The 12126-nt window shown below is 68.9% G+C and carries 12 protein-coding genes; 7 read left to right on the top strand and 5 right to left on the bottom strand.

The features are described from left to right. Window positions 1–45: 45 nt before the first annotated feature. Window positions 46–810: a trans-aconitate 2-methyltransferase gene (locus QMG86_RS13755; RefSeq protein WP_281879922.1), complete on the bottom strand. Its 765-nt coding sequence runs from the start codon at window positions 808–810 to the stop codon at window positions 46–48. A gap of 162 nt (window positions 811–972) precedes the next feature. On the opposite strand from QMG86_RS13755, the gene QMG86_RS13750 reads away from it, so the two are divergent. After that, on the top strand, window positions 973–1164 hold the full coding sequence (locus QMG86_RS13750; protein WP_228829632.1) for a hypothetical protein: 192 nt from the start codon (window positions 973–975) through the stop codon (window positions 1162–1164). A gap of 72 nt (window positions 1165–1236) precedes the next feature. Continuing rightward, window positions 1237–1683, top strand: a complete 447-nt coding sequence (locus QMG86_RS13745; protein WP_281879921.1) for a nuclear transport factor 2 family protein — start codon at window positions 1237–1239, stop codon at window positions 1681–1683. A gap of 30 nt (window positions 1684–1713) precedes the next feature. Here the strand turns inward: QMG86_RS13745 and QMG86_RS13740 are convergent, their stop codons facing one another. Then, window positions 1714–3021, bottom strand: coding sequence for a glycosyltransferase 87 family protein (locus QMG86_RS13740; protein ID WP_281879919.1), 1308 nt, complete (start codon window positions 3019–3021; stop codon window positions 1714–1716). 186 nt (window positions 3022–3207) lie between these two features. Between QMG86_RS13740 and QMG86_RS13735 the strand changes: the two genes are divergently transcribed. Both QMG86_RS13735 and QMG86_RS13730 read left to right on the top strand, forming a co-directional pair. Then, window positions 3208–3816, top strand: coding sequence for a UdgX family uracil-DNA binding protein (locus QMG86_RS13735; protein WP_350356407.1), 609 nt, complete (start codon window positions 3208–3210; stop codon window positions 3814–3816). A gap of 31 nt (window positions 3817–3847) precedes the next feature. Next, window positions 3848–4240 (top strand): ankyrin repeat domain-containing protein, encoded by a 393-nt coding sequence (locus tag QMG86_RS13730; protein WP_281879917.1) that lies wholly within the window; start codon window positions 3848–3850, stop codon window positions 4238–4240. A 5-nt stretch (window positions 4241–4245) separates the two neighbouring features. On the opposite strand, the gene QMG86_RS13725 is transcribed toward QMG86_RS13730, so the two are convergent. Then, on the bottom strand, window positions 4246–5619 hold the full coding sequence (locus QMG86_RS13725) for an FAD-dependent oxidoreductase (protein ID WP_281879916.1): 1374 nt from the start codon (window positions 5617–5619) through the stop codon (window positions 4246–4248). Between the two features lie 53 nt (window positions 5620–5672). Here QMG86_RS13725 and QMG86_RS13720 point away from each other — a divergent pair, with 53 nt between their 5' ends. Next, window positions 5673–7334, top strand: coding sequence for an amino acid permease (locus QMG86_RS13720; RefSeq protein WP_281879915.1), 1662 nt, complete (start codon window positions 5673–5675; stop codon window positions 7332–7334). 77 nt (window positions 7335–7411) lie between these two features. Further along, complete coding sequence (locus QMG86_RS13715) at window positions 7412–8119, top strand: hypothetical protein (RefSeq protein ID WP_281879914.1); 708 nt, start codon at window positions 7412–7414, stop codon at window positions 8117–8119. Between the two features lie 13 nt (window positions 8120–8132). Here the strand turns inward: QMG86_RS13715 and QMG86_RS13710 are convergent, their stop codons facing one another. Beyond that, a complete protein-coding gene (locus tag QMG86_RS13710; RefSeq protein ID WP_281879913.1) occupies window positions 8133–8621 on the bottom strand; it encodes a carboxymuconolactone decarboxylase family protein in 489 nt (162 codons plus the stop codon). Further along, complete coding sequence (locus QMG86_RS13705; RefSeq protein ID WP_281879912.1) at window positions 8618–9700, bottom strand: NAD(P)H-dependent amine dehydrogenase family protein; 1083 nt, start codon at window positions 9698–9700, stop codon at window positions 8618–8620. Before QMG86_RS13705 ends, QMG86_RS13710 begins: the two co-directional genes overlap by 4 nt. Before the next feature lie 74 nt (window positions 9701–9774). Here QMG86_RS13705 and QMG86_RS13700 point away from each other — a divergent pair, with 74 nt between their 5' ends. Then, complete coding sequence (locus tag QMG86_RS13700) at window positions 9775–12030, top strand: serine/threonine-protein kinase (RefSeq protein ID WP_281879911.1); 2256 nt, start codon at window positions 9775–9777, stop codon at window positions 12028–12030. Window positions 12031–12126: the final 96 nt, after the last annotated feature.

The raw sequence follows: 12126 nt of genomic DNA, 5'->3' as shown, positions 1-12126 counted from the left end.
GACATACGATTGTCCGGGTCTTGTCCGCGCTCGCCTGCCCCCGCGCTACCGCCTCTGGGCAACCGCGAAGACGCGCCGGAACGGCAGCCAGGTCGTGCCGTCGGCTCGCCGAGGGTAGGCGCTACGCAGCAGCGGCGCGAGTTGTGCGGTGAACTCCTGCCACTGCGCGTCGTCGAGCGCGCCGCGCACCGGTCGCAGCGCCGTGCCGGTCACCCACGCGAGCACGGGATCGTCACCGGTCAAGCGCTGCAAGTAGGTCGTTTCCCAGGCGTCGACCGCCCCGCCGGCCAGGTCGAGCAGGTCGGCGTACGCGCCAGGATCGAGTACCGCCCGCGGCTCGAGGATGCCCGCTCGGTCGAGGCTGTCGCGCCACTCGTCGCGGGCGGCCACCTGGCGGATCGCCCGATGCGTGGCGGCGTCGAAGTTCGCGGGTACTTGAACCGCCAGAAATGCACCCGAGGGGAGCTGACGCATCCATCGGGCCAGCAGATCGGGGTGTCCGGGCACCCAGTGGAGGACGGCATTACAGACGACGACATCGGTCTCCGGACTCGGCTGCCAGTCCTGCACCGCCCCGAGCGCGGCGTCGATCCCGCGCGCACGCGCGGCCGCGACCATTTCCGGCGACGAGTCGAGCGCTCGCACGATCGCGCCGGGCCAGCGCTGGGCGAGGACCGCCGTGAGGTGCCCAGGGCCGCAGCCCAGGTCCACCACCACCCGCGGTTCGTCCGCCGTCACCCGGGACAGCAGGTCGAAGAAGGGGCGGGAGCGATGGTCGTCGAACGCGAGGTATTGCTGAGGATTCCACACAGGCCACTCCGAGAGGCTCTACCAAACCGTACGTACGTACTGTACGCCTGCCGTGCATCCAGAGCTGTGTCCGCGGGGTCACCGACCTGCGATCGAGGCCGAGGCGGAAGGCCGACTGTCTATCACGGTTTCGTAACGAGGCAGCGTGGGTATTACATAGCTATGACGGATCACCGACCAACCCGGATCGCCGGTGTGGAACCGGGAACCGGCGCGCTCGCTTTGACCACGTGCCTTGCCTTTTCGATCGGCATCGCGACGCTTACCCAATCGGCGTTCGCCACCCTGGTGGCGTGCGTGAGCATTGTGGCGGGGCTCACGCTGGTACTGAACATCCTGCCGCACAAGGCGTAACCGCACGGACCTTGCCTCACCCGCCGAATCCTGGTGGCATAGCCGGGGTATCGACGTCAATCGGAGGCGGGCATGCTGTCGTTGCAGGAGATTTCGGATCGACTCGAGATCGAAGACCTGATGGTGCGATATTCGCACGCGGTCGACACCCGGCAGTGGGACCTGCTGGACGACGTGTTCACACCCGACGCCCACATCGATTACTCCGCCATGGGCGGCTCGGTGGGCGATCTGGCGGCGACGAAGGAGTTCCTCGCCTCCGTTCTGCCGAACTTTCCCGCCTTCCAGCACCTGATCAGCAACTCGTCCATCGAAGTCGACGGCGACACGGCCACCGGGCGGACGATGTGCCACAACCCGATGGTGGTGTCCGGCGGTGACGGGCCGCCGACGATGATGCTGTGCGGGCTCTGGTACCTCGACACGTTCGTCCGCGTAGACGGACGTTGGCGGATCAAGCAGCGCGTCGAAGAGAAGAGCTTCCTCTTCGTCGCGCCCTCCGCACCCGGCATGGGGTGACGTGGCGGCGGGTCGCCGCCCGGCCGCCCCTCAGCGTGTGGTCAGCGCCGAGGGCGTGTCGTCGGACGTCCGGACCGGCTCGCCGGATGACGGGTTCCCGCCCCGGGTGACGGAGCGCTTCCCGGCGAGCAGGAACAGCACGACCAGCACCACACTGAACCAGACGTAGGTGTTGCCGATGAAGTGCTGCCAGGGCGTCCACGCGGTTTCCCGGTGTTCGCCGTCGGGCAGCCAGTTGTGCGGTCCGATGACGAACACCGCCGCGGTGACCACGAACGTCACCCACCACCCGATCGCGCGCCGGACAGGCAGTCGGCTCGCATAGCCGACCACGGCGAACAGGGCGGGTGCGATCCACACCCAGTGGTGCGACCAGGAGATCGGCGAGACGAGCAGTGTGAAGACGGCATTGAGGGCCAGCGCGAGCGCGGGCAGGTCGGCGGCCCGGCGCATGGCGGCGACGACCAGGGCGAGCAGCAGCGCGCCGAGGACCAGCCAGATCACGGTGAACGCGGGCTCCGGCACTTCGAACCGCGAGAACACCGCCTGAATCGACTGATTGGTGTGGAAGGCCGAGCCGCTCAGTCCGGACACGTTGCCGAGACCACCGAACCAATACTTGACGGATTCCTTGGGGAGAATCGCGAAACCGAGCGCCGTCGCCGCCGCACCGGTGACGGCGGCGGTCGCGGCCGCGCGGTAGTCCCGGCGGACCAGGAAATAGAGCACGAACGCCGCGGGCGTCAGCTTGATCGCGGCCGCGATGCCGATCAGCATGCCCCGGGGCCAGCGCGGCTTGTGCGTGAGACAGTCGGCGGCGACCAGAGCCATCAGCAGTAGATTGACCTGACCGAAATCCAGCGTGGAGTGGATCGGCTCCAGCAGCAGCCCCAACGGAGTCGCGCACGCGGTGGCCCACGCCGCCAGCCGCCGCTGCGACTCGTCCGGCCAGACCCGCCGTGCCACCAGATAGAGCGTGAGAGCCAATGCGGCCACCGAGGAGACGAAGAAGCTCAGGGCGGCGACATCCCACGGCAGCATCGCGAAGGGACCCAGCGCGAGCGCGGCGAACGGCGGATAGATGAACGGCAGGCCCGCCCCGATGGTGGTCTGCGGTAGTTGCCCGTACATGTCGGCGCCGTGCCGCATGGCATCCACGCCCAGTCGATACACCTGCAGGTCGATGAACCCGCCGGTGATCTTGTGGAACGGCCAGACCGGTGTCAGGAGACAGAACGCGGAGAACGCGAGCGACAGGACCGGCGCCGCCCGCAGCACACGCCCGAGTCGACGGTTCTGGGACATCGGCGTTCCGGCGGTGGCGGTGACACTACTCATCCGCGGCGACTATACCGACCCATGTCACCTCGTTCAGCACGTGGGAGGGAGATTCGCGACGCGCGCGTGAGGGCCGCCGAAACGGGTAAGCCGCCACCAGCACGAGCGGCAGCGGAGTTCGGCGACGGCCGTCGCGGCCCCGCCGAAGGCAGGAGGCGGACAGTGACGAAGGCGCCCGGCGCCGCGATGTTCGTACCCGAGAACGCGGATCTGACGGGGCTGCGGCAAGCGGCCTGCGACTGTCGCGGGTGCGATCTCTACCGCCACGCCACGCAGACGGTCTTCGGCGCCGGTCCTCCGGACGCGGACGTGGTGCTGATCGGCGAGCAACCCGGCGATCAGGAGGACGTGACGGGGCAGCCGTTCGTCGGCCCGGCGGGGCGGCTGCTGGACCGGGCGCTGGCGGACGTCGGCATCGATCGCGACGCCGTCTATGTGACCAACGCGGTGAAGCATTTCAAGTTCGTGGAGCGCGGCAAGCGCCGGATTCACAAGCAGCCCGGCCGCACCGAGGTGGTCGCCTGTTCGGCGTGGCTCGACGCCGAGCTCGACCTCCTGCGCCCACGGTTGGTGGTGTGCCTCGGCGCGATCGCCGCGCAGGCGCTGCTCGGCCCTTCGTTCAAGGTCAGCGAACGCCGCGGTGAGGTCGTCGAGACCGCGGACTTCCGCGCGATCGCGACGGTGCACCCGTCGTCGGTACTGCGCGCGCCCGATCGGACCGCCGCCTATGACGGGTTCGTCGCCGATCTACGCATCGTGCGGGAGCAACTGGGAAAATCCGCGGCGACGCGCTGACTCGCGCGCGGCCCACGACAGGAGTGAGCGGATGAACGCCGGCGAAATCGACCCGGAACTGCTCGAACTGGCCACCAAGGTGTTCGACTTCGCCCGGCACGGAGATGCCGCGAGGTTGGCCGCCTACGTGGACGCCGGCGTGCCGGTCGATCTCACCAACGATGCCGGTGACACGCTGCTCATGCTCGCCGCCTACCACGGGCACCCCGACGCCGTGGCAGCGCTGCTGCAGCGGTCCGCCGATCCGAACCGGGCGAACGACAAGGGCCGGACTCCCCTGGCCGGAGCGGTGTTCAAGGGCGAGACCGAGATCGTGCGCCTGCTCGCCGCGGCGGGAGCCGACCCCGACGCGGGCACCCCGTCTGCCCGCGACGCCGCGGTCATGTTCGGCAAGAGCGAGTTGCTCGAACTGTTCGGCGCCTGAGCGCCCTACCCACGTCGGCGAACGGCGGTGACGGCCTTGCGCGCGGCGACCAGAACCGGGTCCCACACCGGGGAGAACGGCGGGGCGTAGCCGAGGTCGAGCATCGTCATCTGCTCCACCGTCATCCGGGCGGTCAGTGCGACCGCCGCGATGTCCACGCGTTTGCCCGCGCCCTCGCGGCCCACGATCTGTGCGCCGAGCAAGCGGCCGGTGAAACGTTCGGCGAGCATCTTCACCGTCATCGTCTGGGCGTCCGGGTAGTAGCCGGCGCGGTTGGTGGATTCCACCGTGACACTCACGTATTGCAGGCCCGCCGCGTGAGCGTCCTTCTCGCGGAGTCCCGTCCGGGCTACCTCCAGCTCGCATACCTTGCTGACCGCGGTGCCCACGACGCCGGGAAAGACCGCGTATCCCCCGCCGATGTTCGCGCCGATGATCTGACCGTGCTTGTTGGCATGGGTGCCCAGCGGAATGTGGCGTGCGCGGCCGGAGACCAGATCCAGCACCTCGACGCAATCACCGCCCGCCCAGATGTTCTCGTAACCGCGCACCCGCATGGCGAGGTCGGTCCGCAGCCCGCCGTACTGCCCCAGCGGCAGCCCGGCGGCGCGGGCGAGTTCGGTCTCCGGGCGCACGCCGATGCCGAGCACCACGACGTCCGCCGGGTACTCCGCGGTGTCGGTGACGACCGCGGACACCCGGCCGTCGGCGCCGGTCCGCAGCTCGGCCACCTCCGCGTCGCCGACCACCTTGATGCCCATGCCGCACATGGCGTCGCGCACCAGGGCGCCCATATCGGGGTCGAGCGTGGACATCGGTTCCGGGCCGCGGTTGACCATCGTGACGTCGTAGCCGCGCCGGATGAGCGCCTCCGCCATCTCCACGCCGATGTAGCCTGCGCCGACCACGACGGCGCGGTTGCCGCGGGCCCGCTCCAGCGTCTGGAGCAAGGCTTGCCCGTCGTCGAGGGTCTGCACGCCGTGCACGCCATCGGCGTCGATGCCGGGCAGCGGTGGCCGCACCGGGCGGGCGCCGGTGGCGATCACCAGGTGGTCGTAGGGCAGCCAGGCCGACGCGCCGGTTTCCTGGTCGCGGTGCCGCACGCGGGCGCCGTCGACGTCGATCGCGGTCACCTCGGTGTGCAGTCGCAGGTCGATGTCGCGGGAGCGGTGTTCTGCCGGGGTGCGGGCGATCAGGGCGTCCCGCTCGTCGACATGGCCGCCGACCCAGTACGGGATGCCGCAGGCCGAGTAGGAGGCGAACCCGCCGCGCTCGAACACGACGATCTCCAGCGCGCTCGCGTCCTTCATCCGGCGCGCCTGCGACGCCGCCGACATGCCCGTCGCGTCACCGCCGATGACCACCAGTCGCTCGCTCATGGTCCCCACGCTACGTTCGGCGTCCCCTGCCCGGGGGCGGGACCCGTCGTTCCATGGATTTGCTGGTTGGGCTGCGGTTGACCGATCGGTACTTCACACTGATCTTCTGGCAAACGCGGTATGAGGGCAGCGTTTTCACCCGGGAGCACGACATGACCGACACCCGAACCCCTTCCGACGACGAACGTCGGCTCGCCGAACTGGGCTACAAACAAGAACTGGCCAGGTCCTGGTCGGGTTTCTCCAATTTCGCCATCAGTTTCACCATCGTGTCCATCTTGACCGGCGGATTGGCCAGTTACGGCATAGGTTTGGCCAATGGCGGCCCGATCACGATGGCCTGGGGGTGGCCGCTGGTCTCGGTCATGGTGCTGTTCGTGGGACTCGCCATGGCCGAGTTGGCCTCCGCTTATCCGACCTCCGGCGGGCTGTACTGGTGGGCCGCCGAGCTGGGCGGTCCGGTGTGGGGCTGGTTCACCGGATGGTTCAACTTGATCGGACAGATCGCCGTCACCGCGGCGATCGATTACGGCGCGGCCATCTTCACCACCGTCGTGCTGAACGTCGTCGGGATCGACATCGGCACCGACCGCACCGCGATCTTCCTGGTCTTCGCCGCCGTACTCGTGCTGCACGCCGTCCTGAACGTGCTCGGTCCCCATCTGTCGGCGGTGATCAACAACGTTTCCGCGTGGTGGCACGTCGGCGGCGTGGCGATCTTCGTGCTGGTCCTCGGGTTCGGCGCGCGACACCACCAGAGTGCCGAATTCGTCTTCACCGAGACGGTCGACAACAGCGCGATCGGATTCGGCGGGGTCGCGTTCAGTTTCCTGCTCGGCCTGCTGCACGCGCAATACACGTTCACCGGCTACGACGCGTCCGCGCACATGTCGGAGGAAACGCACGACGCATCGCGGATGGCGGCCAAAGGCATCATCAACACGATCGTCGTGTCGGCGATCGCCGGTTATCTGCTCATCATGGCGGTGACGTTCGCCATTCCGGATCTGGACGACGCGCTGGATCCCGGCAAGAACAGCGGTTACCCCGTGATCTATATCCTGGAGAACTCGTTGAACGGGTTCTGGTCGGGGCTGCTGCTGATCATCGCGGCGGTCGCGCAATTGTTCTGCGGGTATGCCTCGGTGACCTCCGCCTCGCGGATGCTGTTCGCCTTCGCGCGCGACGGCGCGGTGCCCGGATCGAGATTCTGGTCGCGGCTTTCCGCGCGGAAGGTGCCGGTGCACGCCGTGCTGTTCATCTCGTTCTTCGCGTTCGTGTTGCTGATTCCGTCGATGCTGGTGCCCCCGGCGAACGCACCGACCGCCTACGCCGCGGCCACCTCGATCGCGACCATCGGGCTCTATATCGCCTATGGCATTCCGATTCTGCTGCGGCAGCGGCACGGGGCTCGCTTCCGCACCGGCCCGTGGCGACTGGGTGCGTGGTACCGCCCGATCGGGGTCATCGCGCTCCTGTGGATCGCGCTGATCAGCGTGCTGTTCATTCTGCCCACCGACGCCCGCGGATACCCGTGGCACAGCGAATTCACCTGGACCACCGTGAATTACGCGCCGATCACGCTGGTCGGCGTGGTGGGCGCGATCGGCATCTGGTGGCTGGTCTCGGCCCGGACCTGGTTCACCGGGCCGAAGCGGACGGTGGACGAGCCACCCGCCGACCAGCCGGAAGAACAGGCACCGGCCGAAGCCTGAAGCGCGAACGCGGCCGGGCGCGGCTTCCCGGTTCTGGCATGTCGAGTTTGTCGGCCTCGGTCGCTAGGGTGTGTCGGATGGAAAGGACCGACCTGGTGCGTTTCTCGCCCGCCGGGAGAATTGTGTTCCCGGGCAATCCGTGGCCGGAAGGGCACGCGATCGAAGAGTTCGCGTGGACCGGCCGCATGGACCAGGCCGGCGGCCTGTGGTTCGATCTGCACCTGCGTTCCGCGGCGTACGACGCCGAACGCGATCCCGCCGGCGGCGAGGAGACCTGCGAGGACTGGCTGTCGCCGATCGTCTGGCAGAACTATCACAGCTGCACGCTGTCGTCCACGTACTGGGGTGAGGACGACGCCACCGGGCTGCGCGCCGCCGCACCCGGCCGTCCCTTCCTGCTGAAATCCGAACAACCGCAACGTCTCACGGTCGATCCGCTGCCCCTCGCGCACGCCGACGACGTCGAATGCCTGGCGTTCAACATCTATCTGCTCGGGCACGACTCGGTCGCCGACCAGGAAGTGTTCTTCACCCGCCGCCCCGACGGCAGGCACGACATCGACTGGCAGGGCCGCATCGCGCTGACCTACGCGGGGCAGGGCGAATTCCGGTACCGATTCCGGGCTCGGATATCCGGCGCCACCCTCGAATACATCCGTTTCCCCGCGGAGATCTCCGCCGATCGAGCGCTTCGCCAACTCGGCGCCGTGCTCGACGCTCCCGACGAGTTCGAACTGGGCTTGGTCGACGGGCAGCCCGCGTGGGTTTCGAGAATTCCGAGGTAACTCCCGCGATTCGTCAACCGGCGGAATGGCCGGGCAGCACGCAGACCGAATCCAATCCGAGGACGTGATTCAGTCGGCCGAACGCCAGCCAGGAGCCGATGCTCATGCTCAGTTCGACCACTTCCGCCTGGCTGTAGTGGGCGAACATCCGGCTCCAGAATTCGTCGTCGAGATTGTGGTGGTCGGTGGCGTAGCGTTCGGCGTATTCGGCGGCGAGCCGGGTGCGTTCATCGAAGGCGTCGGTGGTGCGCCACTCGGTGACTGCCTCGGCGAATTCCGGTTCGACCTTCGCCCCGTCACGTTCGGTGCGCCAGTCCATGCAGAACAGGCAACCGTTGATCTGCGCGATGCGCAGCCGGGCCGCCTCGAACTCGCGCAGGCCGAGCGTGCTGTGCGAGTAGACCGACAGTGAGAAGTTCGAGGCGGCGACGCCGATGCCGGGCACCATTTCGCCCCAGACGTAGCCGATCGGATCCTTGCCCTCGGGAACGTCGATGATCATGGGTGCTTCCTTCCGAGTTTGCCGACCGCGGGACGCAGCGGGACGTCCAGTGCGTCGTAGAGTCCGGGTTTCGCCGCTACCAGCCAGTCGATGGCGCCGACCAGGCGGCCGACGGCCGTGGCGTTGCCGCCCGCGGAGCGGTTGCCGTGTTCGTCGGTCGCCTCGACGGTCACCTCGATGCGCGGGTGACCTTCGATGATCACGCGGTGCGCGCCCGCGCCGCCGTCGGCCGGCGCGGGCCAATCAGGTGCGCACGACGGATGGATGCGCGTGACGTGCTCGATGACCAGACGCGGTTGTCCGTCGACGATGCCCTGGACTTCGAAGCGCACGGCGCCCTGGGTACCCGCCGCGAACTCGCCCATGGACGTCGTGGTGACGGCGACCTCCAAGGCGCGCCGGTCCAGCGTCTCGCGGATCTCGTCGAGTTCCACACCGAGCGCCCGCGCCATGAGCCGGATCTGCCCGCCCCACACCATGGTCGGCACCGACGGCGCGAGCATCGGCGGCGGATAGTCCATCGGCTGCCCCATGCCGACCAGGTAGCGCACCGAGTCCGGCTGGTCGTAGGTGGAGTAGTCGAAGATCTCCTGGCAGCGGATCGACTCCACCGTGCTGCCGAGCCCGCTGATCAGGAGGGGCAGCACGTCGTTGCCCCATCCGGGGTCGATGCCGGAGACGAACAACGAGCCGCCGCCCTCGGCGATCGCGGCCAGCACCGGGTCGCGGATCTCGGGCGGTGCGTTGCGCGGGTCGTAGAGCGCGTAGAGCGCCGGCGTGACGACCACCGCGCCCGCGCGTAGCGCCCGCACGATGTCGGCGAGGGCGTCGTCGGGCCGGATATCACCGGAGGCCGCGTAGACGATCGCTTCCGGGCGGGCGTCGAGAATCCCGCCTACGTCGTCGGTGGCGGCGACGCCGAGTTCGCGGTCGAGCCCGGCGAGTTCACCCGCGTCACGGCCGACCTTCGCCGGATCGTGCACGAGCACCCCGGCCAAACGCAGCGCCGGGTGGGCGTCGACGGCCCGGATGGCCGCCCGGCCGACATTGCCGGTGCCCCAGACCACCGTGGAGATCATCGATCGAGCGTAGCAAGCGCTTGGTCGACTGGGCGCCGTTCCGCGGAAGGGCCTCCGGTCGATACGATGCCCCCATGGCGCACCCCGCCCCGCCGGTTCCGGGGGCGACGGTCGCAGCGGACCGATCGCCGATCGAAGCGCGGGGCACCGGAATCGCCGACGTGGTCGAGCGCTTCGCCGACGCCTGGCGGACGGCGGCGACTCCCCCGGATCTGGCCGACTATCTTCCGGACTCCCCCGCCATCCGCCGAGTGTCGCTGATCGAACTGATCAAGGTCGATCTGGCCAACCGGTGGGGCCGTGGAGCCGCTCCCAAACGGCTGGCCGACTACGCCGCCGAACTGCCGGAACTGCGCACCTGGCCGCTCCCGCCGGATCTGATCTACGAGGAGTTCCACGTCCGCAGGCAGGCGGGCGGCACGGTCGACGTCGCCGAGTACACCGCCGCCTACCCCGACCAGGCCGACCAGCTGTCGGAAATGCTCGCGACCGACGACTACCACAGCACGCTGATGACGGTCGCCCCCGAACCGGCGAACCTGGACGACCTCGCGGCCGGCCAGCGGATCGACGACTTCGACCTGATGACCGGCCTCGGCCGCGGCGCGTTCGCCCGGGTCTTCCTGGCGCGGCAGCGGTCGATGCAGCGGTTGGTCGCGGTGAAGATCTCGCGCGACAAAGGCGCCGAGCCCCAGACCCTGGCTCAGCTCGACCACGACTACATCGTGCGGGTGTTCGACCAGCGCGTGCTGGCGGACCGGAAACTGCGCCTGCTGTACATGCAGTACGTGCCGGGAGGGACGCTGTTCACGGTGCTCGAACGCGTCCGCGCGACACCGCAGGCCCAGCGCGGCGGAGCCATGCTGCTCGACGTCATCGACGGCGTACTCGCCGCGAAAGGTGAGATCCAACCCAGTGAATCGCCGCAGCGGGCCGAGCTGGCCGGGCTGACGTGGCCGGAGACCGTGGCATGGCTGGGGCGGCGCTTGGCCGAAGCGCTCGATTACGCGGGGCGGGCCGGTGTGCTGCACCGCGACGTCAAGCCCGCCAACGTGCTGCTCACCGCCGACGGCGTGCCCAAGCTGGCCGATTTCAATATCAGTTTCAGCGGCAACGTCGCCGGGGACAGCCCGCTGGCCTACTTCGGCGGCTCGCTGGCGTACATGTCGCCCGAGCAGCTCGCCGCGGTGCATCCGGATTTGCCCGCCACCGCCGAGGATCTGGACACTCGCAGCGATCTTTTCGCCCTCGCGGTCGTGCTCTGGGAACTGCTCACCGGCCGCAAACCGTTCGACGACGACGCGGCCGCCGGGGGCGACCGCACCGCCCTGGACGCCATGCTCCGGCGCCGATCCCACAGCCCCCGCGCCCTGCCCTACTCGGATCTGCCCCCGGACTGCCCCGAGGCGTTGCAGCGTGCCCTCGTCCGTGCGCTCCATCCGAACCCCGCCGAACGGTGGTCGTCCGGCGCCGACATGGCCCAGCAGCTGGCGGTCTGTCTCGACGCCCGCGCCCGCGACCTCGTCGATCCGCCGCCCGGCAGCTGGCGGTTGCGCGCTCGCACGCTGAGACACCCGATCATGGCCCTGGCCGTCGGCGTGCCCAATGCGCTCGCGATCCTCTACAGCTACAACCACAATCGCACCCTGATCATCGACAAACTCGACGCGCAGGCCCAGCACCGTTTCGACCAGATCGCGCTGGCGACCTACGCCGTGTGCTTCCTGATCGGCTTCGTGGCGACCAACCTGCTTCTGGCGGGGCTCTGGTCGATCGCGCGCGGGCTGCGCGAGGGGCGCTCGTACGACTCGGCGACCCTGGCGCGGGCCAGGGCCGACACCCTGCGGCTGGGCAGACGCAACGTCCTCACGTGCTTCGCGCTCTGGGCCATCGCGGGCGTGGCTGTCCCGGTGTCGGTGCGGGTGTCCGGCAATCAGATCACCGCGGCGTCCTACGTGCACTTCTTCCTCACCCAGATCGTCTGCGGCGCCATCGCGATGGCGTATCCCTATTTCTTGGTGACCTTCTACGCGTTGCGGTCGCTGTACCCGATGTTCCTTCCCCATGGCGGGCTCGGCGCCGAGGACGCGCGTCGCCTGCGGCAGCTCGACGCCGACAGCACGTACTTCCTCGCCGTCGCGGCCGCTGTGCCGCTGCTGGGCGTCGTGGGGGCGACGTTCATCCCACCGGAGGACATCCCCGCCGTCATCGTGCCGCTGCGCGTGCTCTGCGCCGGTAGCGCGGCGGCGTTCGTCGGCGTGTACTGGCTGTTCCGGACGCTGGAAAAGGATTTGGCCGCACTGGGACGCCTCGCCGCCGGACATCGGTAGCCCGGAGCGGCGCCGGTCGCTGACGTACCGGCCGCGCGGCCGGACACGCCACTGTGCAGCATTGGGAAATGGGACGAACCCCCCGGTAGCGTTGGC

The sequence above is a fragment of the Nocardia sputorum genome (assembly GCF_027924405.1).
Taxonomy (GTDB): Bacteria; Actinomycetota; Actinomycetes; order Mycobacteriales; family Mycobacteriaceae; genus Nocardia; species Nocardia sputorum.
This window is presented reverse-complemented; position numbering and strand designations above follow the sequence as displayed.